Source organism: Mesorhizobium loti CJ3sym, from assembly GCF_000472785.1.
Lineage (GTDB): Bacteria > Pseudomonadota > Alphaproteobacteria > Rhizobiales > Rhizobiaceae > Mesorhizobium > Mesorhizobium loti_E.
Map to the genome: position 1 here is coordinate 118157 of NZ_AXAL01000002.1, position 25215 is coordinate 143371.

The 25215-nt window shown below is 63.3% G+C and carries 23 protein-coding genes; 12 read left to right on the forward strand and 11 right to left on the reverse strand.

All coding sequences use genetic code 11. The annotated features are described in order from the left end of the window. The first annotated feature begins 248 nt into the window (after positions 1–248). The 11 genes from A3A9_RS0105170 (at position 249) to A3A9_RS0105220 (ending at position 13142) form a co-directional block, all read left to right on the forward strand. Positions 249–1235, forward strand: coding sequence for an ABC transporter permease (locus tag A3A9_RS0105170; RefSeq protein ID WP_027057814.1), 987 nt, complete (start codon positions 249–251; stop codon positions 1233–1235). A 58-nt stretch (positions 1236–1293) separates the two neighbouring features. After that, entirely contained in the window at positions 1294–2319 is a 1026-nt protein-coding gene (locus A3A9_RS0105175; protein ID WP_027057815.1) for a sugar ABC transporter substrate-binding protein, read from the forward strand. Positions 2320–2578: 259 nt separating this feature from the next. Continuing rightward, positions 2579–4702, forward strand: coding sequence for an ABC transporter permease (locus A3A9_RS0105180; protein WP_027057816.1), 2124 nt, complete (start codon positions 2579–2581; stop codon positions 4700–4702). Continuing rightward, a complete protein-coding gene (locus A3A9_RS0105185; protein WP_027057817.1) occupies positions 4699–5748 on the forward strand; it encodes a hypothetical protein in 1050 nt (349 codons plus the stop codon). The genes A3A9_RS0105180 and A3A9_RS0105185 overlap by 4 nt, the downstream gene beginning before the upstream one ends. Next, complete coding sequence (locus A3A9_RS0105190; RefSeq protein WP_027057818.1) at positions 5748–7244, forward strand: sugar ABC transporter ATP-binding protein; 1497 nt, start codon at positions 5748–5750, stop codon at positions 7242–7244. Before A3A9_RS0105185 ends, A3A9_RS0105190 begins: the two co-directional genes overlap by 1 nt. Before the next feature lie 220 nt (positions 7245–7464). Further along, positions 7465–7872, forward strand: coding sequence for a carboxymuconolactone decarboxylase family protein (locus A3A9_RS0105195; RefSeq protein WP_027057819.1), 408 nt, complete (start codon positions 7465–7467; stop codon positions 7870–7872). 246 nt (positions 7873–8118) lie between these two features. Continuing rightward, on the forward strand, positions 8119–8955 hold the full coding sequence (locus tag A3A9_RS0105200; RefSeq protein ID WP_027057820.1) for a metallophosphoesterase family protein: 837 nt from the start codon (positions 8119–8121) through the stop codon (positions 8953–8955). Continuing rightward, positions 8952–10103 carry an ABC transporter ATP-binding protein gene (locus A3A9_RS0105205; RefSeq protein ID WP_027057821.1) on the forward strand — a complete coding sequence of 384 codons (1152 nt, stop codon included), beginning with the start codon at positions 8952–8954 and terminating at the stop codon, positions 10101–10103. Before A3A9_RS0105200 ends, A3A9_RS0105205 begins: the two co-directional genes overlap by 4 nt. Further along, on the forward strand, positions 10096–11019 hold the full coding sequence (locus A3A9_RS0105210) for a carbohydrate ABC transporter permease (RefSeq protein WP_027057822.1): 924 nt from the start codon (positions 10096–10098) through the stop codon (positions 11017–11019). The genes A3A9_RS0105205 and A3A9_RS0105210 overlap by 8 nt, the downstream gene beginning before the upstream one ends. Beyond that, a complete protein-coding gene (locus A3A9_RS0105215) occupies positions 11016–11852 on the forward strand; it encodes a carbohydrate ABC transporter permease (protein WP_027057823.1) in 837 nt (278 codons plus the stop codon). Before A3A9_RS0105210 ends, A3A9_RS0105215 begins: the two co-directional genes overlap by 4 nt. A 24-nt stretch (positions 11853–11876) precedes the next feature. Continuing rightward, on the forward strand, positions 11877–13142 hold the full coding sequence (locus tag A3A9_RS0105220; RefSeq protein WP_027057824.1) for an ABC transporter substrate-binding protein: 1266 nt from the start codon (positions 11877–11879) through the stop codon (positions 13140–13142). A 178-nt stretch (positions 13143–13320) separates the two neighbouring features. Here A3A9_RS0105220 and A3A9_RS0105225 read toward each other — a convergent pair whose 3' ends face one another. The 11 genes from A3A9_RS0105225 to A3A9_RS0105275 all read right to left on the reverse strand — a co-directional run bounded on the left by A3A9_RS0105225 (position 13321) and on the right by A3A9_RS0105275 (position 23671). Next, a complete protein-coding gene (locus A3A9_RS0105225) occupies positions 13321–14208 on the reverse strand; it encodes an amidohydrolase family protein (RefSeq protein WP_027057825.1) in 888 nt (295 codons plus the stop codon). Beyond that, positions 14208–15344, reverse strand: a complete 1137-nt coding sequence (locus A3A9_RS0105230; protein ID WP_027057826.1) for a vWA domain-containing protein — start codon at positions 15342–15344, stop codon at positions 14208–14210. The genes A3A9_RS0105225 and A3A9_RS0105230 overlap by 1 nt, the downstream gene beginning before the upstream one ends. A gap of 199 nt (positions 15345–15543) precedes the next feature. Further along, positions 15544–16425 carry an AAA family ATPase gene (locus A3A9_RS0105235; protein WP_027057827.1) on the reverse strand — a complete coding sequence of 294 codons (882 nt, stop codon included), beginning with the start codon at positions 16423–16425 and terminating at the stop codon, positions 15544–15546. Positions 16426–16433: 8 nt separating this feature from the next. Next, positions 16434–17438, reverse strand: a complete 1005-nt coding sequence (locus A3A9_RS46265) for a xanthine dehydrogenase family protein molybdopterin-binding subunit (RefSeq protein ID WP_027057828.1) — start codon at positions 17436–17438, stop codon at positions 16434–16436. 1 nt (position 17439) lies between these two features. Then, the gene (locus A3A9_RS46270) at positions 17440–18807 is read right to left on the reverse strand and encodes a xanthine dehydrogenase family protein molybdopterin-binding subunit (protein WP_027057829.1); all 1368 of its coding nucleotides are present in this window, start codon (positions 18805–18807) and stop codon (positions 17440–17442) included. A gap of 12 nt (positions 18808–18819) precedes the next feature. Continuing rightward, positions 18820–19302 carry a (2Fe-2S)-binding protein gene (locus tag A3A9_RS0105250; protein WP_027057830.1) on the reverse strand — a complete coding sequence of 161 codons (483 nt, stop codon included), beginning with the start codon at positions 19300–19302 and terminating at the stop codon, positions 18820–18822. Positions 19303–19364: 62 nt separating this feature from the next. Further along, positions 19365–20159 carry an FAD binding domain-containing protein gene (locus A3A9_RS0105255; protein WP_027057831.1) on the reverse strand — a complete coding sequence of 265 codons (795 nt, stop codon included), beginning with the start codon at positions 20157–20159 and terminating at the stop codon, positions 19365–19367. Positions 20160–20184: 25 nt separating this feature from the next. Further along, positions 20185–20628, reverse strand: coding sequence for an SRPBCC family protein (locus A3A9_RS0105260; RefSeq protein WP_027057832.1), 444 nt, complete (start codon positions 20626–20628; stop codon positions 20185–20187). 115 nt (positions 20629–20743) lie between these two features. After that, complete coding sequence (locus A3A9_RS0105265) at positions 20744–21568, reverse strand: helix-turn-helix domain-containing protein (protein ID WP_027057833.1); 825 nt, start codon at positions 21566–21568, stop codon at positions 20744–20746. A gap of 327 nt (positions 21569–21895) precedes the next feature. Next, positions 21896–22894: an ABC transporter permease gene (locus tag A3A9_RS0105270; RefSeq protein WP_027029824.1), complete on the reverse strand. Its 999-nt coding sequence runs from the start codon at positions 22892–22894 to the stop codon at positions 21896–21898. A 36-nt stretch (positions 22895–22930) separates the two neighbouring features. Further along, a complete protein-coding gene (locus A3A9_RS0105275) occupies positions 22931–23671 on the reverse strand; it encodes an ATP-binding cassette domain-containing protein (RefSeq protein WP_027029823.1) in 741 nt (246 codons plus the stop codon). Between the two features lie 491 nt (positions 23672–24162). On the opposite strand from A3A9_RS0105275, the gene A3A9_RS0105280 reads away from it, so the two are divergent. Continuing rightward, a complete protein-coding gene (locus A3A9_RS0105280; protein ID WP_027057834.1) occupies positions 24163–25152 on the forward strand; it encodes a sugar-binding protein in 990 nt (329 codons plus the stop codon). The last annotated feature ends 63 nt before the right edge of the window (positions 25153–25215 follow it).

Below are 25215 nucleotides of genomic sequence, written 5' to 3' on the forward strand. Positions count from 1 at the left end.
GCGGAGATAAATTCCGCCTCCTCCTTTCGCCTTGATGCAATGCTTTCGCGAAGTGCGGTGATGGCGCAATCGATTGCCAAAAATGCAGCAGTTTCCGCGCATTGCGCCAGCTTCGGCAATCGATGCGTCCACTCGACGAATCTCGGCAAGAAGCGCCGTTCTGAACGCGGATTCATTTGACGAACCGGCGCCGAGGCGATTAGCTCTGCTTTCGGTATGGCAGCGCTGCCATCGGGGCGAATGCAGACATGAACGCGATTGGCTGGCTAAATCTCAGGAGCCTGAATCAGGAAGGCATTGTCTTTGCCATTGCGGTGGTCCTGTTCGTTGCCGCTGCCATAGGCCTGCCGGGCTTCATCGATCCCAACAACCTCGTCGCCATTGTCCGCTCGGTGTCGGTGCTGGGTATATTGGCGCTCGGCATGGCCGTCGTCATCATCGGTCGCGGCATCGATCTGTCGGCGGTGGCGATCATGGCGATGTCGGTCGCCTGGTACCTGCAACTGCTCAACACCGGAACCCCTGACGGGCTGGCCTTCGCCTATGTACTATCAGGCGTGCTCGCCATCGGCCTGCTCAATGGTTTTCTCGTTGCCTATGCGGATGTGCCGGCGATCTTCGTGACGCTGGCCACCGGTTCCTTCGTCTTCGGCTATGTGCGCTCGCAATTGATCACGCAGGATGCGGTGCCGGTGCCGCAGGGCCATTGGGTAGAGCTGCTCGGCGGGCTGCGCTTCCTCGATATCCCGATCGAGGTGTTCGTCTTCGCGGGGCTCGCTTTCCTGTTCTTCCTGTTCCTGCGCTACACCAAATGGGGCCGCTACATCTATTTCGCCGGCGACAATCCGGCAGCGGCCCGCAACATCGGCATTCCGGTGCGGCCGATGCTGGTGCTGCGCTATGTGCTCTCCGCGTTCGTGGCACTGATCGCCGGCCTGTTGACTGCGGCCAGCCTGCATTCGATCAACACGCGCGTCGTCAATTCGACGCTGCTCTACGACATCGTGCTGGTGGCGGTGATCGGCGGCATCGGCCTGTCGGGCGGCAGGGGCGGGGTGCGCAATGTGCTGGTGGGGGCGGCGCTGATCGGCATCCTGCTCAATGCCATGACCATCATCGACATTCCGCTGCTTTACCAAAACCTGATCAAGGCGGCGATCCTGCTCGGCGCCATCATCGTCGACGGCATCATCAATCCGCGCGACGAGCAGACCGCGCAGCAGGGCGACATTTAGGGGTACCCGACCGGGTCATGCCGACCGGCCGGCAATAAGTGAAAACAGAGGATGTGACATGAAACTGATCAAGACACTGATGGCCGCGGTCACGGCGCTGGCCGTTACAGCCTTCGTGGCGCCGACCTTCGCCGCCGACGATCCGGGCCCGGCCGCCTATGCGCAGGCGCTGAAGGGCAAGCGCGTCATGCTGGTTCCGCTGGCGATGGGCTTCGACCTCGCGCAGGGCTGGGCCCACTATCTGAAGAAGGAAGTCGACGCCTGGGGCGGTACGTTCGAGACGCGCGATCCGAATTGGGTCGTCGATGCCGGCGCGCAGGCAATCACCGACGCCATCTCGTCGGACACCAGGCCTGACGTCCTGATCATCCATGCGCCGGACCTCAATTCCTATTCCAAGCTGATGAAGAAGGCGCAGGCCGCCGGCACCTATGTCATTCTCGTCGACAATCCGGCCAACTTCCCGGCCGACGCCTTTGTCGGCAGCGACTGGGACCGGCTTGGCCAGCTTGAGGCCGAAGCGGCGATCAAGGGCTGCGGCCCGAACTCGTCGAAGAAGATCGGTCTGGTGCAGGGCGACCAGGCCAATTCGTCGAGCCTCTACCAGTATGCCGGCATCATGAAGGTGCTGGACAAGAATCCCGATTTCAAGGTGGTGGCCAAACCCGACTCCAACTGGGACGCGACGACCTCGCGCAATGTGACGACGACGATGCTGCAGCAGAACCCGGAAATCTGCTCGATCATCGATTTCTGGGATGGTGACGCTACCGGCGCATCCGCCGCGATCCGCGACGCCAAGCTCGATGGCAAGGTGTTTCTGGTCACCACCGGCGGCGGCGAGAAGGCGGCCGATTGCGACAAGTTGGCCGACGGCACCTACGGCGCCGTGGTGATGACCGATCTTGCCCGCCAGTCAGGCGACATGAACGCCATCATCAAGTTCCTGCTGCAGAGCGGCCAGCCAGCCGGCACCTCGCACACCTACATCTACACGCTGGAGAAGGCGACGACGAAGGCCGATCTCAAGCCGGACAGCTGCTGGGACCTGAAAGCGCTACAGGCCGAAGCGGCGGCGAAATAGGATCTGCGCGGTTGATATAAATGAGGTGGCCGGGTCATCTCTAATCGCCAAAGGTTTGCGCTGCCCCTCACCCTTACCCTCTCCCCGTGAAGAACGGGGAGAGGGGGACGCCGACGTTGGTGCGCTTCCCTTCTCCCCGTCACTATACGGGGAGAAGGTGCCGGCAGGCGGATGAGGGGCTGCGCCGAGATCGAAATACCCCCGAAGCGATTGCCTCGGGAACAACCCGGCCCTTTTTCTCATGGAATAGCAGCAGCCGATGTCCTTTCGCGAACGCCTCCAGTCCTGGCGCTACAATCTCGTGCCCGACCATCTGGTCGGCGAGATCCTGACCAAACGCTGGACCGACAACGCCATTCCGTTCCTGGCGCTGGTGGCGACACTGGCGACCTTCGGCTCGATCATTCCGGGCTTCTTCAAGCTGACGGCGCTGCAGGAATCGACGCGCCAGCTTGGCGAGTTCTCGATGGTCGTCACCGGCATGACGGTGGTCATGCTGGGCGGCGGCATCGATCTCTCCGTCGGCTCGATCTTCGCGCTGTCCTGCTTCTCCGCCGTCTACGTCTTCTTCATCCTCGAACAGTCGATCTGGCTGGCGCTGGCCGCCTCGCTCGCCACCGGCCTCGTCTTCGGCGCCGTCAACGGCTACCTCGTCGGGTATCTGCGGCTGCGGGCCTTCCTCACCACGCTGGTGACCTTCATCTTCGGGCGGGCGCTGTTCGACATCCTGGTCACCACCTATGCCGCCGACGTGCAGCTTTCCCAAGCCACGTCGGACGTGCTCGATTTCATCGGCGACAGCACATTCTGGGGGCTCTCGGTTTCGGTCTGGCTGGCGATCATCCTCGCCATCGTCACCCACATCGCACTGACACGATCGCGGCCCGGCTGGCATGTGCTGGCGGTCGGCGGCTCCAGGCGTTCGGCGCACAATGCCGGCATCCGCGTGCGCCGCACCGTGTTCATGACCTATGTCTTCTCCGGCTTCTGCGCCTCGATCGGCGGGTTCCTGATCGCTTGCCGCCTGAGCGGGGCAGGGCCGGGCACCGGCCTTAACCTCGAAATCATGGCGCTGACGGCGGCGGTGGTCGGCGGCGTCAGCCTTGGCGGCGGGCGTGGCTCGGTGATCAAGGGGCTGATGGGCGCCATCATCGTCTTGACCATGACCAACGGACTGATCCGGCTGGGCTATGGCACCGGCACCAACCAGATGGTGCTCGGCATCATGCTGGCGGTGGCGGTGACCATCGACATCCGCTGGCTGAAGAACCGCCACAAGGTGCTGAACGAAGTCTATGTCGCGCCGGTCTATCTCAAGATGGGCGAGACGCAGTCGGCGGTGCCGGGCTCCGGCACGCCTTACGCGCTCGACAACAGGTTGTCTGCTGCCGACCATATCGGGCTCGGCGAGCTCGAAGGACCGGAAGACGTCATCCTCGACCGCGACGACCATCTCTATTGCGGCACGCGCCATGGCGAGATCGTCCGCTTCTTCGCGCCGGATTATGTGAAGTCGGAAGTGTTTGCCCACATTGGCGGTTTTCCGCTGGGGCTGGCCTTCGACAAGGCAGGCAATCTGATCAGCTGCGTCGGCGCCATGGGCCTCTATTCCGTCTCGCCCGACCGGGAAGTGAAGCGCCTGTCGGCGGAGACGTCGCGCTCCTGGACCTCAATCGTCGACGATGCGCGGCTGCGCGATCCCAATGATTGCGACATCGCGCCGGACGGCCGCATCTATTTTACCGACTCCACCAAGCGCTACGATGCTCACGACTGGGCACTGGACTCGATCGAGAACCGCGCCACCGGACGGCTGCTGGTCTACGACCCCCGGGACGGTTCGACCAAGACGCTGCTCGACGGCTATCGTTACACCAATGGCGTCTGCATGGCGCATGACGGCAAGTCGCTGTTCTTCGCCGAGAGCTGGGCCTGCCGCGTGCATCGCTACTGGCTGGAAGGGCCGAAGGCCGGCACCGCCGAATGCGTCATCCGCGACATGCCGGGCTATCCCGACAACATCAACCGGGCGTCGGACGGCAATTACTGGATGGCGTGGCTCGGCATGCGCACGCCGAGCTTGGACCTGTCGCTGCGTCATCCCGACATGCGCAAGCGCATGACGCGCCGGCTGCCGCAGGACGAATGGCTGTTTCCCAACATCAACACCGGCGGCGTGGTGAAATTCACGGAGAAGGGCGGCATCGTCGAGGCGATGGGCGACCTTTCGGGCGGCGCGCATCCGATGGTCACCTCGATGCGCGAGCACAAAGGTTTTCTGTTCGTCGGCGGCATCCTCAACAACCGCATCGGCCGCTACAAGATTGAGGGCGCTGACCCGAACTGGACCAGCCCGGCCTCCTATTGGGGAGCAAAGCCATGATCCTCGATCCGATCCTGGACATGTTTCGCGGCAAGGCCGTCACCATCCCGCCGCTCGATGGCGCCTTTCGTCCGAACACGCGGCTGGATGATGCGCCGGCCTTGGTAGGGTTGACCGAGCCTGACAATTTGCTGGTTGCCGATGGCCGGCTGCTCGCCTCCAGCGGCAACGCTGTCTATTCGATTGCTGCCGGAGCAGAGCCCAAGGTTGTCGAGACCTTTCCATCTCCGATTACCGCACTGGCGCTGTCGCCATCTGGTGAACTGACGGTGAGCATCGAAAGCGGCAAGCTCCTGATATCAGGCAAGGAGGTTTCGCTGCCGGCTGATGTCAGCTGCATCACCGCACTTGCCTATGCCGAGGATGGCACGTTGTGGCTGGCCAATGGTTCGGCTCAGCATGCGCCGTCGCAATGGGCTGCCGATTTGATGAAAAAGGGCGCGTCCGGTTCGCTTTGGAGGCGGGACGCGGCAAGCGGCGATTTCCGGAAGGTGGCCGGCGACATCGCTTTTCCCTATGGGCTCCACCCCATAGGCGGTGATGTGCTGGTCAGCGAGAGTTGGCGCCACCAGCTTGTCCGCTTCGATGGGGCGACGGGCAACCGTTCGACCGTGCTGACGCATCTGCCCGGCTATCCCGCTCGACTATCGCCATCCGCCGATGGTGGCGCGTGGCTGGCTCTGTTTGCGCCGCGCAACCGCCTGATCGAATTCGTGCTGCAGGAAACGCATTATCGGCGCGACATGATCGACCAGGTGCCGCCAGCCTATTGGATCGCGCCGTCTCTGGCCTCAAGCCGCAGCTTCCTCGAGCCGTTGCAATGCGGCGGCATCCGCACCATGGGCATTCACAAGCCATGGTCGCCAAGCCGCTCCTACGGGTTGGTGGTCAAGCTGGATCAGAACATACAGCCGCAATTCAGCCTGCACAGCCGCGCCAACGGCACGCGCCACGGCATCTGCAGCGTGGCGGAAAAGGACGGCCGGTTGTTCATCGCCTCCAGGGGCGGCAACTGTGTGCTTGCCGTCGATACGGGAGGTTTCTGATGGAACCGATCGTCCGCCTGGAGAACGTCACCAAGAATTATCGTGGCGTGCCTGCCGTGAAAAATGTCAGCTTCGATCTGCGCAAGGGCGAGATCCACGCGCTGCTCGGCGAGAATGGCGCGGGAAAATCGACGCTGACCAAGATCATCGCCGGCGTTGTCGATGCCACGTCCGGCAAGATGTTCCACAAGGGCCGGGAGATCGCTTACGCATCGCCGCATGCGGCACTCGAAGCCGGCATCGCCATGGTGTTCCAGGAGACCAGCCTGGTGCCGTCGATGACAGTGGCGCAGAACCTCTATCTCGGCACGGAAAAGTTTCTGAACCGGCTGCGCGGCACTTACATCTCCGCGCAACAATTCCTGCAGTCACTGAACTTTCCGGTCGACCCCAACGCGATGGTGGCGACGCTGGGGGCGGCCAAGCGGCAGATGGTCGAGATCGCGCGCGCCGTGCACCACAATGCCGAGATCATCATCTTCGACGAGCCGACGGCGACGCTGACGCCGGAGGAAAAGCGCCACTTCTTCGCGCTGATCCGGCGGCTGAAGGCAAGCGGCGTCTCCATTGTCTTCATCAGCCATGCGCTGGAAGAGGCGCTTGCCATTGCCGACCGCATCACCATCCTGCGCGATGGCGAGCTGGTCGTCACCGACGACACGTCAGCCTTCGACCGCGACAAAATCGTCGCCGCCATGGTTGGGCGCACACTGTCGGGTCAGATCTACCGCCAGCGCGACGAGGCCAAGCTGCGCAAGGCCGGCAAGAAGGTTCTGTCGGTGCAGGACATCTCGATGAGCAATGTCGTGCGCAACACCTCCTTCTCGATCTTCGAGGGCCAGATCACCGGCGTATTCGGGCTGATCGGCTCCGGCCGCACCGAGACCTTCAAGATCGTGTCGGGCATCTACAAGCGCGATTTCCTGCGCGGTGGGGCGATCGAGCTGGATGACAAGCCCGTGCGCTATCTCGTGCCCAGTGAAGCAGTGGCGGACGGCATCGTCTATGTCACCGAGGACCGCAAGAGTGAGGGTATTTTCGAGACGATGGGCATCGCCGAAAACCTGTTCGGCGGGCTGTTGGCGGCAGGCCGCGAAAAGGCCTGGGTAATCAACCAGCAGGAGATGCGAACGCTCTCGGCGGAATGGACGAAGACGCTGAACATCAAGGCGATCAACGACAATGCCCGCGTCGTCGAGCTGTCCGGCGGCAACCAGCAGAAGGTGGTGATCGGCAAGGGCCTGGTGCAGCAGCCGCGCATCGTCATCTTCGACGAGCCGACGCGCGGTGTGGATGTCGGCGCCATCGCCGAGATCCACCAGATCATCAACCGACTGGCCGAGGAGGGGCTCGCCGTCGTCGTCATCTCGTCCTACCTGCCGGAGATCATGAACCTGTCGGATCGGATTCTGGTGTGCCGGCAGGGCCGCATCGTCGAGGAGTTTTCGCCGGCGGAGGCGACGGAGGAAAAGATCATGTACGCGGCGGTGCATTAGATTCAGGTGAGGCCGGCCTGCAAATGGCGTGTTCCTGCGCTTCCGATGCTCACGTACGAAAAGTACGCTCCGCTCCGGTTCTCGGAACCCACCATTTTCGACTCGGCCTGACCTGAATCTCCACGCCAGCGCTGGAAAAGTGAATCGGGCGAGTGGATTGGCCGCGATTGCTCAAGACTTGATTCAATTCACACGAAGATCCACACGAAAGGACCAGATCATGGCCACCACAAAACTCCTCAGCGATGCCGAGGTCGATGCTATCCCGGCCGTGAAGGCGGTGTTCGACGATATCCGTGCGACGCGGAAATCCGATTTCGTCAACAATTTCTGGCGCGGACTGGCCAATGATCCGGCCTCTCTGAAGCGGATCTGGGAACAGCTGAAAGTGGTGATGGTGGCGGACAGCGCTATCGATCCGCTGACCAAGGAGATGATCTACATCGCCGTGTCGACGGCCAATGGCTGCTCCTACTGCGTCCATTCGCACACGGCGGCGGCACGCGCGAAAGGTATGACTGATGCGCAGCATGGCGAGCTGGTGTCGATCATCGGGCTCGCCGGCCAGACCAACCATCTGGTGACAGCTATGCAGATCCCGGTCGATCCGCAATTCGAGGTGAAGTGAGCGTGACCTGCCCTGCGCCGTGACAAGATTGCGAGTGCGGCCGACGTGCAATCGAACTGCGGCAAACGCCTGAAATCTATTCGGTTTCCCGCGCTGCGGCGATCTTCGCTGAGCCTCTTCGTCGGCAGCTGTTCGCAATTGCACAATTTATCCCAGCCGCTGTTAAGGAAGTGACATGGAACGGCACTAAGGAAGCCCCATGCGATGCCGCTCGCCTGGGGGCACGGCTCGCATGGTGGAGCCGGCATGAAAATCGTTCAGATCACAGACACCCATTTCAGCCCGACCAAGCCGCACTTCAACGGCAATTGGCAGCCGCTCGCCGCCTGGATCGAGCAGAGCGGCGCGGACCTTGTCATCCACACCGGCGACCTCAGCGTCGACGGCGCCGACAAGGACGACGATATCGCCTTCTGCATGGATCTGATGCGGGAAATCTCCAAGCCGATGCTGCTGGTGCCCGGCAATCACGATGTCGGCCATCTCCCCGGCTCGCTGCAGCCGGTCAATGCCGGACGCCTCGAGTGCTGGCGCCGGCTGGTTGGTCCGGATTACTGGATGGAGGACGCTGGAAGCTGGCGCCTCATCGGGCTCGACAGCCTGCTGATGGGGTTTGATGATGCCGAGGAAGAGGCGCAGTTCGAATGGCTGCGGACTGCATTGGAAAGTCGCGGCGGCCGGCGTGTCGCGATGTTCGCCCACAAGCCGCTGTTTGTTGATCAGCCCGGTGAGGGCGATACCGGCTACTGGAGCGTCAGGCCGGCGCAGCGCCAGCGCCTCTACGATCTGATCGCGGCTCATGATGTCGCGCTGTTTGCAAGCGGCCATCTGCACCGGGCCTGGCAAGGCAACTATGAAAACACGTCGCTGATATGGGGACCGTCGGCCGCCTTCGTCGTCGGCGACATGGAGCGCGAAATGCCGGGCGAGCGGCTGCTTGGCGCCGTGATCCATCAATTCGGCGACACGCTCGCCAGCGAGATCGTCGCCATTCCCGGCATGACGACTTACGTCCTCGATGACGTGGTCGCCGAGGTCTATCCGCACGAGGCGCACAAGGTTCGACAGCGGGTTGCGTCATGAGCGCGCTGTCGCTTCGCGGCCTGAAGAAATCCTTCGGCGGCAATGCCATTTTGAATGGCGTGAGCCTCGATGCCGAAGCCGGCGAATTCATTGCCCTTGTCGGTCCCTCCGGGTGCGGCAAGAGCACCTTGCTGCGCATTCTTGCGGGGCTCGACCATGCCGACAGTGGCGACATCTTCGTCGATGGCCGAGACATGTCGCCGGTTGCCGCGGCCGACCGCAACATCGCCATGGTGTTCCAGTCCTACGCGCTCTATCCGCATTTGACGGCGGGCCAGAACATCGCCGTGCCGCTTGCCATGAAGCGGCTGAGCGGGTCGCAGCGCCTGCCGCTGATCGGCTCGCTGCTGCCCGGCCAGAGAGATATCCGCACCGGCATCGCGCGCGATGTCCGCGAGATGGCGGCTTTGCTCAAGATCGACCATCTGCTCGATCGCAAGCCGGGACAGATGTCGGGCGGCCAGAGGCAACGCGTGGCCTTGGCGCGTGCGATGGTGCGGCAGCCCAGCATCTTCCTGATGGACGAGCCGCTCTCCAATCTCGATGCCAATCTGCGCGTCCATGCGCGCGGCGAGATCGTCGAACTACACCGCCGCGCCGGCGTGCCGACGCTCTATGTGACGCATGATCAGGCCGAGGCGCTTTCGATGGCCGACCGCGTCGCGGTGATGATCGGCGGCAATCTGCTGCAGTTCGCCGCGCCCGAGTTGATCTACAACGATCCCGCCCATATCGAGGTCGCGCGTTTCGTCGGCCAGCCGAGGATCAACATCATCCAGGCGCAGGCCGAAAACGGCCGTGTCGGCTTTGAAGGCATCCGGCTAGCGCTGCTGGAGAAGGTGGCGAACGGCCCGGTCAGCCTCGGCATCCGGCCTGAATTCGTCAAACTGTCTCCCAGCGGGCGCAGCGGCCTGGCCGGGCGGATCGAGCGCCTCGAATTCCTCGGCTCGGAAGTCATTGTCCATTGCCGGCTCGACGCGTCCGGCGACAGCGTCATCGCCAAGCTGGCGCCGCATGAGGCGAGAGACCTGATCGCCGGAATGCCAGTGGGAATCCTGTTGCCGCCGGAACACGCGATGGTCTTCGGGCCGGAGGGAAAGCGGCTGCGCATCGCGGCAGGCGCGCGGCAGGAGCCGGCCTATGTCTAGCGTCGCGCTGGCGGGTCACATCCCGAGCGCCGCAGCACTGCGTCAGCGTAGCGAGAACCGGACCGCCTGGCTGCTGGCGGCGCCGGCCATCGTGCTGTTGCTGCTATTCGTGCTGTTGCCGGTGGCCGCCGTGATCTTCCTCGGTTTCACCGATTTCGAGCTCGGCTACGGCAAGTTCCGGTTCGTCGGCTTCGAGAATTATGCGCATCTCCTGAACGACCGCACCTTCCGCAGATCGCTATGGAACACGTCCGTCTACACGGCGATCGTCGCGCCGGTCTCGATCGTGCTTGGCCTCGGCGTTGCCATCCTGATCGAAGGCGAGGGGCGGGCGCGCGGCTTTTTCCGCACCGTCTACTTCCTGCCGGTCGCCTCGCTGATCGTCGCCATGGCGACCGTCTGGCAATACATCTTCCATCCGACGATCGGGCCGCTCAACGCGCTGCTTTCGCTGGCCGGCATTCCCGGCCCGAATTGGCTCGGCGCGTCGAACACCGTGCTCTACAGCCTGTCGATCATCGGCATCTGGCAGTCGGTCGGTTTCAACATGGTGCTGTTCCTGGCGGGCCTGACGGCGATCCCGCGCGAGCTCTATGCCGCCGCCCACGTCGACGGCGCGAAATCGGCGCTCGACCGGTTTTTCCTGGTCACCTGGCCGATGCTCGGGCCGACGACGCTGTTCGTCGTCACCATCAGCATCACCAATGCGGTGAAGGTTTTTGAAACGGTGAAGATGCTGACCGATGGCGGCCCCAACAAGGCCTCCGAAGTGCTGCTTTTCACCATCTACCAGGAAGGCTTCGTCTATCTGCGCGTCGGCTACGCCTCGGCGATGACGGTTGTCTTTCTGGCGATCCTGGTCGTGCTGATGCTTGTGCAATACCGCGTGCTCGACCGGCGGGTGCACTACACATGACGAGCCCCGCCTTTCCCTTCGGCCGCATCGTCCGCTTCGCGCTGCTCTCGCTCGGTGCGCTGATAATCCTTGCGCCCTACATCTTTATGATCTCGACGGCGGGCAAGACGCAGAGCGACATCTTCACCTCGTCGCTGACGCTCATCCCGCAGCATTTCTACTTCGCCGAGAATTTCGCCAAGGCGTTTGCCAAGGTGCCGATGACGACGCTGCTGTGGAACGGCGTCATCGTGTGCGGCCTGATCTTCTTCTTCCAGGTCGTGGTCGCGATCCCGTGCGCCTATGCGATGGCCAAGCTGAAGTTCCGCGCCGCGCGGCTGATGATGGTGCTGGTCATGCTCGGCCTGCTGGTGCCGATCCATGCGACGGCGCTGCCTCTCTATGTCGCCTTCGACAAGATGTCGCTGCTCAACAGCTACACGTCGCTGGTCGCGCCCTTCACCATATCGGTGTTCGCGATCTTCATGTTCCTGCAGTTCTTCCGCGCCATGCCCGACGACCTGCTGCACGCGGCACGGCTCGACGGCATGTCGGAACTCGGCATCATCGCCCGCGTCATCGTGCCCAATGCGTGGCCGGCCGTCACCGCCTTCGCGATCTTTTCCGTCGTCGCGCACTGGAACGATCTCTACTGGCCGCTGATCGTCGTCAGCAAGCAGGCCTACGCCACGCCGCCGCTCGGCCTGATGTATTTCCGGGCCGCCGAGGCCGGCGACGACTACGGCGCGCTGATGGCCGCCACTCTGATCATCACCCTTCCTCTCGTCGCCGCGTTCCTGCTCGCGCAGAAGCGCTTCGTCGAGGGCATCACCATGACCGGTCTCAAAGGCTAACCGGACCAACGAGGAGCACGAGCAATGAAGCATATCTCCAGGATTTTTGCCGCGGCAGTGGTGTCGCTGGCGGCAGCCCTTCCGGCCCATGCCGAAACGACGCTGACGGTTCACTACCCGATGCCCGGCTTCTTCAAGAACGTGATGGACACGATCTCGAAGAAGTTCATGGAAGAAAACCCCGACATCAAGATTCAGTTCGCCAGCCCGTCGGCGACTTATGAAGAAGGCATCCAGACCATTCTTCGCCAGGCCGGCACCGACGAAATGCCCGACATCACCTTCATCGGCCTCAACCGCCTGCGCATGCTCAACGAGCGCGACGTTGCCGTCGATCTCGGCCCGCTGGTCAAGAAGGAAGGCAATATGGCGGAGCTCGGCTTTTCCGACACGATCCTGAAGCTGGCGCAGGTCAACGGCAAGCAGGTTGGCCTTGCCTTCGCGACGTCCAACCCGATCATGTACTACAATGCCGACCTGGTGAAGGCAGCCGGCGGCGATCCCGACAATCCGGCCAAGACCTGGGACGAGGTGATCGCGCTTGGCGGCAAGATCAAGGCTCTCGGCAACGGTGTCGACGGCATCGACTTCCGCTGGCAGGGCGACGACTGGATGTTCTCGGCGCTGCTGTTCGGCGCCGGTGGCAAGATGCTGAACGAGGATGAAAGCAAGGTCGCCTTCAACGGGCCGGAAGGCGAGAAGGCGATGGAGATTCTCGAGCGGATGGTGAAGGAGGGCGGCATGCCGGTCTTCACCAAGCCGGCGGGCGAGCAGGCCTTCGCGGCCGGCAAGGTCGGCTTCGAATTCCAGACCACGGGTGCCTTGGTCAACACGATCAAGAATGTCGGTGACAAGTTCACGCTGCGCACCGCCAAGATTCCGCTGATCGATCCGGTCAACGGCCATCTGCCGACCGGCGGCAATGCCGTGGTTATCCTGACCAAGGACGCGGCCAAGCAGGAAGCCGCCTGGAAGTTCGCGAAATTCGCCGCCGGCCCCTATGGCGCTTCCGTCGTCGTGCCGGGCACGGGCTATGTCCCCAACAATGAGCTGGCGGCGAAATCTCCTGACTATCTTGGCGATTTCTACAAGAAGAACCCGCTGTTCCAGGCCGGGCTCAGCCAGATGCCGCTGATGGTTCCGTGGTATGCCTTCCCGGGCACCAATGGCGTGAAGGTGACGCAGACGATCGTCGACAATCTGTCGCGCATCGTCGACCAGTCGGCCACGCCCAAGGAAGCGCTCACCGACGCGGCCAGCGACGTCGAAGGCATGCTGCCGACGCAGTGAGAGCGTCTCATAGCGGCGGTCTTCCCTTCTCCCCTTGCGGGAGAAGGTGTCGCGAAGGCGACGGATGAGGGGTGTTCCAGGGAACGCCAGCGTCTCACTCCGCTGGAACACCCCTTGTCCGTCTCGGCGCTACGTGCCGATCCACCTTCTCCCACAAGGGGAGAAGGAAGAAGCTGCGCTACACCGGCCTGTAGACCCGCTCGGCCGTGTTCCAGAAGATATCGGCCTCGGCGGCTGCACCGTGCCTCGCCACCGCATCGCGGTGCGCCTTGATCAGTTCGGCATGGCTGGTCCACAGCTTCTCGATCGGGAAGTTGGAGCCGAACATCAGGTGATCCGAGCCCAGAATGTCGATCGCGTTATCGACGATATAGGCGATCAGGGCCGGGTCGTTGCGGTGGACGAAGGTGCCGAGACCGGACAGCTTTGCGTAGAAATTGGGTGCCGCCGACAGCGTGCGCAGTCCGGCTTTCCAGGCTTCGGTGGTTTCCGGTTCGATGCCGGTCAGCATGCCGGCATGAGTGAGAATGAAATTGGTTTGCGGGTTTTCGCCGACCAGCGTCAGCCCGTCCTTCATCTGGGCCGGGAAGAGCTGCAGGTCGAATGACAGGCCGTAATCCTTCAGCCTCGCCACGTTGGCGCGCACCTTGGGGTCGATGACCTGGTCGGCAGAGGCGGCAAAGCGGAAGGCCGGCGTCTCGTGCCAATGCAATTGCATGCGCACGCCGCGCAGCAGCCTGTGTTTCATCAGCCGGTCGATCTGCGGCCTGACGTCATCCACAGTCATGTCGGCATAGCCGACGATAGCGTGCGGCCAGCCGGTTTCGTCGGATGTCTTCTGCAGGAAGTCGACTTCCTTCTCGAAATCCTCCTTGGCCCAGTTGGTCTGGACATAGACGGCCTTCTCGACGCCCGAACTTTTCTGGTCTTCGAGGAATTCGCCAATCGGGTAGTCGCGTCGGATCGGTTCGTAAGGCCCAAAGATGCGCGGCACCATCGGGCCGACCAGCCAGGGCTGATCCTTTTGGCGCCAGATGTGGAAATGCGCGTCGATGGCTTTCTGCATCACGATACCCTTTTCCAGATTGTCGATGCCGCCGGGGCAGGGAGGGCAAGCGACAGGATGAAATCGGTGAGGCTTTTCACCGACGAGCCGTCGATGAGATCGTCGAGGTCGGGCAGGATGGCGCGAAGCGCTGCCGTGGCCGGGCGGAAGCGCGGGTCGCCGGCCAAGGGTGTGGCCAGTGACAGCCGGAAGGCGCGGGCGCTCAGCCGTCGTATCGCTGTTTCCAGTTCGGCATGGCCGCCACGCTCCAAGGCGTCCGACAGGATGACGACAGCGGCGCCGCGCGCAAAAGACGAGAAGCGGGGCACCGAGAGGAAGGCAAGGAGCGTTGGCCCCATGCGGGTGCCGCCGTCCCAGTCGTCGACCTGGGCGGCCGCGCGCGCCAGCGCCTGGTCGCGGTCGCGGAGGCGCAATGCCGAGGTGATGCGGGTCAGCCGCGTGCCGAAGGTGAAGATTTCGGCGCGGTCGGCGCCTTGCACGGCGGCATGCGCCAGCTCGAGATAGTCCGCCGTGTGCAGCTTCATCGAGCCGGAGACATCGATCAGCAGCAGCAGCTTGCGCGGCACGCTCTGGCGGCGGCGCAGCAGCGGCGAGGGCACATCGCCGTCGGCGCTGACGATTTCGCGCAGCGAGCGGCGCAGGTCGAGTTTGCCGCGCGAAGGGGTGCGCACGGTGCGGAAGGAGCGGCGGGCGGGCAGGGCGGCGGAGAGTTTACGGCGGAAGGCGGTCAGCCTGTCGTCATCACGCTGGAAATCGCGGGTGCTCAATTGCTCCAGAGCGGAGGTTAGCTCGCCGCCCTCCTGGCTCTGCTCCGCCTCGATCCGCTCCTCGTTGGGTCCGCCATCGTCCTTGATATGGGTTTCCTCGTCGGCGTCACCTTCGGCCACGGCTGAAGTGTTGCCGTAGAAATGGCTCTGGAAATGCGCTTCGAATTCGTCGCGGCGGTCGGGGGGCGGTGCGAGCGTGGCAAGGGCGGCTTCTCTAATGCCTGCCATGGAGCGCGGTCCGAGCAGGGTCACCGCTTGCATGAAGTTGGAGATTTGCTCTGGGGCAATGGCGAAGGCGTGGCTGCGCAGCAGCCGGGCAAAACCCAGGAATGGAGCGGCAGCGCGGGGCAAGCATGTTTCCGGCATCATTCTGTGGCGCCCCCCTCTGTCCTGCCGGACATCTCCCCCTCAAGGGGGGAGATTGGCAGCTCTGACGCTTCGCTCAGTTCTGCGACGACGGAGATTGGCGAAAGCCGAAATGACAGCTGATCTCTCCCCTTGAGGGGGAGATGTCCGGCAGGACAGAGGGGGGCGCTGTCCCGCCGGCGTGGAGGAATGAAGTCGCGGATCATGCCAGCGCCTCCTCGACGATCCGTCCAAGCTCAGGCGCGATATAGGACAGGTCTTCCTCATCCTTGATCAACACGCCGATGGCGCGGCGAAAAGCCTCCGGCCAGGGGCTGCCGCCTTTTTCGAGGATGGTCGCGGCATTCGCCCATTCGACCGCTTCGGCGATGCCGGGCGGCTTGGCCAGCGGGCGGGCGCGGATGGTCTGCACCGCTGCGGCCACCGCGCGCGCGGTGGCCTCAGCCACATCGCCGGCGCGCAGCATGATGATGGCGGCCTCGCGCTCGGCGTCGGGATAGCCGATCCAGTGGTAGACGCAGCGCCTCCGCAGCGCTTCGGCGAGTTCGCGGGTGCGGTTCGAGGTCAGGATGACGATCGGCTGGGCGGCGGCGCGGATGGTGCCGCGCTCGGGAATGCTGATCTGGAAATCTGACAGGAATTCGAGCAGCAGGGCCTCGAATTCATGGTCGGAACGATCGATCTCGTCGACCAGCAGCACGCGCTGTTCAGGCGCCCGCAACACCTGGAGCAGCGGCCGGGCGATGAGAAAGCGGTCGTCATAGATGTCGATTTCGTGCTCGCCGGCATGGCGGATGGCAAGCAGCTGGCGCTGGTAGTTCCATTCGTAGAGCGCGTGTGCTGCATCGATGCCTTCGTAGCATTGCAGACGCACCAGATCGCGGCCAAGCAGCTCGGCGATTGCCTTCGCCGCTTCCGTCTTGCCGACGCCGGGCGCGCCTTCGAGCAGCAGCGGCTTGCCCAGCCGGATCGCCAGGAAGATGGCGGTGGCCAGGCTGTCATCGGCCAGATAGCGCGAGGCGGCGAGATGCTGCGCCACCGCCTCCGGCGAGGTCGCGACGGTCTCGGCGCTTGTCCCGCTCATTTCGGTCCTCAGCTCGCCGCTTGCGCCTTGAGCGCGCGCAGGATGCGTTCCGGCGTGATCGGCAGCGTGTCGATGCGCACGCCGACCGCGTCGAAGACGGCGTTGGCAACCGCAGGGATTTGCGGGTTGGCGCACATTTCGCCCGGCCCCTTGGCGCCGTAAGGACCATCCGCCGAGGGTCGCTCCAACACGATGATCTCGGTCTCGGCAAGGTCGCCGGGCCCGGGCATCAGATACTGGTTGAAATCGGTGCCGCCATTATCGCGGTTGGGATAATAGGGCTCGGTCGTTTCGTAGAGCGCGTGGCTGATGCCCATCCACGAGCCGCCGACCAGTTGCTGCTCGACCATTTTCGGGTTCAGGGCGCGGCCGATCTCGAAGACGTTCTTCACCGTCAGCACGGTGACCTCGCCGGTCTCGTCATCGACCTCGACCTCGGCCACCGTGCAGGCATGCGCGTAGCAGGTCGACGGCTTCATCGCGCCGGTTTCCTTCTCCGGATAGGAGCGCGGGATGAGGAACATGCCGCGTCCCGAAATCGAGCGGCCGCGCTTGAAATGGGCGGAAAGCGCGACATCGAAGATCGAGATCGATTTTTGCGGTGCCCCCTTGACCAGTATGTTGCCCTGGCCGTCGGTCTCGAGGTCGGAGGCGTTGACCTCCAGTTCTTCCGCCGCCACTTCCAGCATCACCTGTCGCGCTTCCTTGGCCGCCTGGATGACGGCATTGCCGGCGCGGTGGGTGCCGCGCGAGGCGAAGGTGCCCATGCAATGCGGGCCGGTATCGGTGTCGGCAGTGTCGACGACGACGCGGTCGGTCGGCACGCCGATCGTCTCGGCGCAGATCTGCGCCATGATCTGTTTCATGCCCTGGCCGAGATCGACCGAGGACAGCGTCACCATGAAATTACCGGTTGGTGTCGAATGGACGAGCGCCTGGGTCGGGTCGCCGCCGAGGTTCATGCCGGTGGGATAGTTGATGGCGGCAACGCCGCGTCCACGCCTGATCGCCATCTCAAGCTCCGTTCTTGTAGGAGGACATTGCCATGTATTTTTCCGCCACCGGCCAGTTGGCGGCGCGCGAGGCTTCCTGCATGCACTCGATCAGTGCTGCCCCTTCGGTCGGCTGGCGATGCGCCTTCATGTCGCCGTCGCGATAGGCGTTGATGAAGCGGAATTCGAGCGGATCCATGCCGATCAGCCGCGCCAGCTTGTCCATCTGCACCTCCAGCGCGAAATCGCCGATGGTGACGCCGAAGCCGCGCATGGCGGAGGAGGGCGTGCGGTTGGTGTAGACGCAGTAGGTGTCGATCCAGACATTGGGGATGGTGTACGGCCCAGGATAGTGTCCGGCGCCCTTCTGCGCGCCGTAGGGCGAATGGCGGGAATAGGCGCCGGCGTCGGTATAGCCGGTGACTTTTCGGGCGATGATGCGGCCGTCCTTCATGACGCCATCCTTGATGACGACCTTTTCGGCCGCTCGGGGTGACGAGATCTGCATCTCCTCCTCGCGGCTGTAGATGAAGGACACCGGACGGCCGGTGAGCTTGGCGCCGAGAATGGCGATCGGCTCGACGATGACGTCGACCTTGCCGCCAAAGCCGCCGCCGACGGTGCCGCCGACGAAATGCAGCTTCGAGCCCGGCATCTGCAGGATGATCGAGGTGTTGTCGAGGGTGAAGAACATCGCCTGCGTGTTGGTGTAGCAGGTGAAGCGGTCATTCCCTTCGGGCATCACCACGCAACCGGTGGTCTCGGTCGGCGCATGCTCGATCGGCGAGGACTGGTAGCTCTGCTCCAATATGTGGTCGGCCCCGGCAAAACCCGCCTCGACATCGCCGAAGCGCACCTTGCGGCACGCGCCGCTGTCATAGAGATAATAGTTCTGGCCGTGATATTCGTTGACCAGCGGCGCGCCGGGCTTCAGCGCCTCCTCCATGTCGAACACGGCCGGCAGCACTTCGTAGTCGACCTTGACCTTCGCCGCGGCCTCTTGCGCGGCGCGTTCGGTTTCGGCCAGTACCGCCACCACGGCCTCGCCTTTCCAACGCACCTTGCCGTCGGCGAGCACCGTCTCGTCCTCCGGGCCGATCTGGATCAGGATCAGGATGGTGTAGACATTGTGCGGCACATCCTTGGCGGTCAGCACCTTGACCACGCCCGGATGTTTTTCAGCCTCGGACGTGTCGATCGAGCGGATGCGCGCATGGTGATGCGGGCTGCGCACCATCTTCAGGTGCAGCATGCCGGGAAAGTTGCGGTCGGCGAAAAACGCGGTTTTGCCGGTGACATGGCCGGGTGAGTCCGAACGCGGACGGGGCTGGCCGATCTCGTGCAGATCGTCCTTGCGCACATCGGCGAAATAGTTTTTCCGCAGTTCCATTCTTTTGCTCCCTCAGGCCGCGTTCTGCGAATTGGCGCGGGCAGCGGTGAGCACGGCCTGGATGATCGGCTCGTAGCCGGTGCAGCGGCAGATGTTGCCCGACAGCGCCTCGACCACCTCATCGCGGCTCGGGTTCGGGGTGTGGTCGAGCAGCACCTTGGCGGCGATGATCATGCCCGGCGTGCAGAAGCCGCATTGCGTGGCGAAAGTATCGAGGAAAGCGCGCTGCAGCGGATGCAGGACGCCACTTTCCGACAACCCCGATAGCGTGGTGATGGCCGCGCCACTACAGGTTTCAGCCAGCGTCAGGCAGGACAATCGAAGCTCGCCATCTATGATGACGGAGCAGGCGCCGCAGGTGCCCTGATGGCAGCCGCCTTTCGGCGAGGTGTCGCCGATTTTGTCGCGCAAGGCGTTGAGCAGCGTCGTGCCGCTGTCGATGAATTCGGCTTCTTCGGAGCCGTTGAGCGTGAACTGGACCGGGACCTTCGCCATGTTTCCTCCTTGCGCGCCTGCCCGACGGATCGGACAGACGCGCGCCCCCCAACGGGGTGTTTTCAGGTCAGCAGCAGCCTGCCGAGATGGACCGGCAGGACTTCAGCGCGATACCAGGCGCTGGCGATCGGATCGGTGATCGGCGCGGTGCCTTCGGTGGCGGCGGCCAGCGCCGGTGCGATGCCGTCCCGGTCAAGCGTCTTTCCGAGCAGGGCCTTTTCCGCCGCCCTGGCGCGCATCGGCCGGTCAGCCATGCAGCCGAGCGCGATCCGCGCCGAGGAGATGGTGCCGTCGGCAGCCTGTTCCAGAACGGCCGCGATGCTGAGCACCGAGACGCCCTTGGGCTTGACCCGCGACACTTTCAGGAAGCGGAAGGTGCCAGCCTTCGGCAGTGTGAAGCTGACTGACGTGACGATGGCACGGCTGTCGTTCCGGCCAGCCAGAAAGGTCTCAATGGGCAATTCGCCATTGTCGGTGCTGACCGTGGCGTCGAGCGCCAGCAAGGCCACGGCAAAATCGCCATAGGGCGCCGGCGCGAACAGATTGCCGCCGATCGTCGCCATGTTGCGGATCGCCGGGCCACCGACGGCGCGTACAGCCTTGGCGAGCGCGCCGAGCTCCGGATGGCGGGCGATGGCCGCCATCGTCACCGAGGCACCGATGCGGGCCATGCCGCCGGAGACCGCGATGGCCGACAGGACCGGTTCGGTCGACCTGACAAGGCCGGACACCGAAACATCGCCTTCATTGGCCGCGCGGACAACCAGCGTGCCACCGCCGAGATAGCGGGTGCCAGCCGCCTTCAGCGCCGCGTTGGCATCCTTCACGGTCGGGAATGTCTGGAGTGCAAGCGCCATGGAACGCTCCTGTTCTCAGCCCAATTCAGCTCTGGCCGGCAAAATGGGTTTTCAGCGCATTGAACCCGCCCTGAAAGACGTTGGCGCCCATGCCCGCGGCGATCTTGTCGGCTTCTTCGGGCGCTGCATCGAAGCTGGCGGTCCATTCGGCATAGGTACGATCGCCATCGGTGACGCGCCTGAGTTCCAGCGTTGCCTTGTGGTTGGTGAGCGGCTGCGGCGTTTCCAGGATGGAATAGCTGACTAGGAAGTTCTCATCGGAGAAGTCGAGCAGCTTTTCACGGATGCGGGCGCCGCTGGCGAGCTCGAAATTGCGCACGCAGCCGATCGCCGAGGCGTCCTTGCCGTCCTCTATATGGCTTTCGACCATGCGCGGGTGCCAGCCCGGCAGCCCGTTGAAGTCGCGTATGCGCGCCCAGACCTTTTCGACCGGCGCGTCGATGACGCTGGAGATGGTGACTTTTGCCATAAGACGTTCCCTTGCGAATTTTCGTCTGGGGCAAGGGTAGGGCGATGTTCGCGGCGCCGTTTATCAAAGCGTCTTGCGCGCCTATCAATCAGTATGAAAAACTGGCGGCTGCGGTTCAGGCTGTTGCCCGCGCCGCCTCACGGTAAAGCGTCGGCGGCACGCCGACATGGTCGCGGAAGAAGCGCGAGAAATTGCCTTGCGTGGTGAAGCCGAGATTGCAGGCGACCGAGATCAGCGGTGCCTCGGACCACTGCAGCTGCCGCACCGCTTCTTCCATGCGCAGCGTGTTCCAGTAGACGTTGGGCGTCAGATTGGTCTGTTCCTTGAACAAAGCGAAGAAATGCGGCCGCGATAGGCCGACGCTGCGCGCGACGTCGTCGAACGAGATGCGCTCGCAGACATTGGCCCGCATCAGCTGGATCGCCTTGCGGACGCGAAAATCCTGCATGGTGTTGATGCGGATGCGCTCCGGCGGCGCCGACGCGTCGGCGGCGTCAAGCACTGAGTCGATGAAGCGTTCGATCTCGTAATTGGCGACGTCGTCGACGCTTTCATTGTCGGTCAGATGGTCGAGCAGGCTGGCGGCGGCCTGGTGCAGCCAGGGCTCCAGCGTGATCGCCGCCTGCGAAAACAGCGGTGCGGAAGAGGGCAGGTCTCGGCGCCGCCGCGCCCAGTCCGGGTCGACATAGAAGGCGAGGAACAGGCCAGGCCTGCCGTTCTGCGACAGGACGTGGCTGTGCGGCTGGAAGGAATTGATGCCGGCGGCGGTGCGTGGTCCAAGCTTAACCGTTTCGCGGCCGATGGTCATCTCGCCGGCGGTGCCTTCGAGCCAGATGATCAGATGTGCCTCGACATGGGCATGGGTGACGAAGTCGCTTGCGACATTCAGGACAGAAACATGTCCGAACCGGCCCCAGTAGAGCCTGATCGCGTCCGTCATGGGCATATCCTCCCGCAGACGACTGGCCTCCCTTCGCCTGCATCGCGGATTGTGCGGCCGGTTTTCGGTCTCCGTCAAGGCATGGGCTGTAGGCCGGTAGCCATGCGGGCCGTTTCAGCCGATTTTCAGACTGAGAGATCGGAACCGGAACGAATAACCCTTGGTGCCTTTTCCTTCTCCCCTTGTGGGAGAAGGTGGATCGGCGCGCAGCGCCGAGACGGTTGAGGGGTGGGTGACGGAGTGCCGTTGTTACCAAGCTGGAGCACTCCTCATCCGACCTCGCTTCGCGAGGCCACCTTCTCCCACAAGAGGAGAAGGGAAGCCGCATCAGTCGCTGCGCCTGAAGTTGCGGATGCGGTCGAACAGCACTGCCAGCAGGATGGCGCCGCCGATGAAGACGCCTTGCCAGAAGGCATTGATGCCGAGCAGGCCAAGGCTGTTGCGGATCACCTCGATGAGCGCAGCACCGACAATGGCGCCAAAGGCGGTGCCGACGCCGCCGGCGAGGTTGGCGCCGCCGATGACGGTGGCGGCGATGACCTGCAGCTCCATGCCGGTGCCGAGATTGGTGGTGACCGCACCCAGCCAACCGGTCTGGATGATGCCGGCAATGCCGGCCGCCAGCGCCGAAATCATGTAGACCGCGACCTTGATCGGCTTCACCGGGACGCCGGTCAGCGTTGCTGCGTGCTCATTGCCGCCAATGGCGAAGATGTGGCGGCCAAATTTTGTCCAGCGCAGCACGAAGCCGGTGATGAGCGCCAGAACGATGGTGTAGAGCACCGGATTGGCAATGCCGAACACCCAAGCCCCACCGCCGAGTGCCAGAAGCTTGGCATGGTCGGGCCCGAACTGGAAGACGACGGTGTTGTTGGAGGCAACCATGGCCAGGCTGCGGGCGATGGACAGCATGCCAAGTGTGACCACGAAGGGTGGAAATCCGATATAGGCTATTAGAATGCCGTTGAAGGCGCCGATGGCGAGCGCGGTGGCGATTGAGGCGAGGATGCCGATTTCGATCGAGTAGCCGGCATGCATGGTGACGGCCAGCACCATTGACGACAGGCACAGCACCGAACCAACCGACAGGTCGATGCCGCCGGTGATGATGACGAACGTCATGCCGAGCGCGATGATAGCGACGAAGGTGACATTACGGGTGATGTTGTAGAGGTTCTTCGAGGTGGCGAAGGCGTCGGTGGCAAACGACAGGAACAGGCAGGCGAGGATCACGGCTATCACCACCCAGAAGGTCTGGCTGGCGAACATCCTTGTCAGCAAGGATTGCTGCTTTTGCACGATCGGCTGGTCAATTGTCAGTGCCATCGTCGACCTTTACCCCATAGAGAAAACGCTTGAAAATCAAACCTGTTCGATGGCGCCGGTGATCAGCCCGGTGACTTCCTCGGGCGAGCTCGACGCGATCGTCTTGTCGGCAACCTTGCGACCGCGCCGCATGACGATGACGCGGTCGGCGACGTCGAAGACGTCGGGCATGCGGTGGCTGATCAGCACGACTGATATACCCTGGTCGCGCAGCCGGCGGATCAGGTTCAGGACCTCGGCCACCTGCCTGACGGAAATTGCCGCGGTCGGCTCGTCCATCAGCACGATCTTGGCCTGCGACAGCCTGGTGCGGGCGATCGCCACCGCCTGGCGCTGGCCGCCGGACATCTGCTTGACGAGGTCGCGCGGCCTGGTCTCGGACTTCAGCTCGGCGAAGATCTGGCCGGCGCGCTTGTACATCGCGGCATAGTCGAGAATGCGGAACGGACCGATGCCGCGCCGCAACTCGCGGCCGAGATAGACGTTCGCCGCCGCGGTCAGATTGTTGCAGAGCGCGAGGTCCTGGTGGACGATCTCGATGCCGTGCTGGCGCGCCTCGACCGGCTTGTGCAGGATCAGTTCCTTGTCGTCCATGCGCATTGAGCCGTGGCTCGGCCGGAAATTGCCGGCGATCATCTTGACCAGCGTCGACTTGCCGGCGCCGTTGTCGCCCATCAGGCCGACGACCTGGCCGGGCTCGATCGACAGCGACACGTCGTTGACCGCCTGGATGGCGCCGAAATGCTTCGAAATATTGGTGAGTTCGAGAACCGCCACCAGCCTGTTGCCTCCCTATGCCTGCCTGCTTTCCCGGTCGACCGGGCGCGGCTTTCGCGGCGCCCTCCCAGCTCCTCCCGGAAGCAGCGCTGACGTGCATCTACGCAAATGCCCGCGCGGGCGTCAATTGTCAGACGAATAAGAACCGGCAATTGTCGGAGAAATAAGGTCGACGCCTTCCGCGATACGGGTTCTGTCATTTCGAAAAATCCGTTTTGTAGGACAAATGGCATTGACGTTGGCTTCGCGCCGTTATTAGCTGAGTGCTGGAGGAGTACTCCACCGATCCTGTTTGCCGGTTTGCCGCGCGAGGTGTGGTGGAAATTGTCGGTCCTTGCCAGCCCACTCTGGATCTGGCTGACCGAACTGAAAAATGCTTATCGACCTGGCTTGGTGACACGAGCGCTCGCATAACGATCCTCTGTCATCGCTTCCGGGTTGGTCTGTGTGGCGGGCACGCCGTGTCCGTCTGTTTCCAAGGGAGGACTGATATGAGGAAAACAGTTTTGCTTGCCGCCGTCGCCGCCATGGCGCTGGGCGCCGGGCCGGCTTTGGCCAAGAAGCAACTCGTCATCGTGGTGAAAGGTCTCGACAATCCATTCTTCGAAGCCATCCACCAGGGTTGTGAGAAGTGGAACAAGGAAAACGCCAGCTCGGAATATGAATGCTTCTACACCGGACCGGCATCGACTTCCGACGAGGCCGGCGAGGCGCAGATCGTCCAGGATATGCTGAGCAAGGCCGACACGGTAGCGATGGCGATTTCGCCGTCCAATGCGCCGCTGATCGCGCAGACGATCAAGACCGCCAATCCGACGATCCCGATCATGACCATCGACGCCGACCTCGCCAAGGAGGATGCAGCCCTTCGCAAGACCTATCTCGGCACCGACAACTATCTGATGGGCAAGAAGATCGGCGAGTACATCAAGAAGGGCAAGCCGAACGGCGGTACGATCTGCACCATCGAAGGCAATCCTGCGGCTGACAACATCCTGCGCCGCGCGCAAGGCATGCGTGACGCGCTGTCGGGCAAGGAAGGCCTCGCGGCACTTGCCGGCGAAGGCGGCTGGACCGAAGTCGCCGGCTGCCCGGTGTTCACCAATGATGATGGCGCCAAGGGCGTGCAGGCGATGACCGACATCCTCGCCGCCAACCCCAAGCTCGATGCCTTCGGCATCATGGGCGGCTGGCCGCTGTTCGGCGCGCCGCAGCCCTATCGCGACTTGGTCGGACCGCTGAAGGACCGTCTGGCCAAGAACGACTTCGTCATTGGCGCCGCCGACACGATCGGCGACGAAGTGGCGATCGCCCGGGATGGGCTTGTGACCGCTCTCGTCGGCCAGCGGCCGTTCGAAATGGGCTACAAGGCGCCTTCGGTGATGATCGATCTCATCAAGGGCACCAAGGTCGCCGATCCGGTGTTCACCGGCCTTGATGAATGCACCAAGGACACGGTCGACACCTGCATCCAGAAGTAGTTTTGCGATGACGGGGCGCCCGGCAGCCGGGCGCCCCGTCGATTCCTCAATGAGACGCTGTGG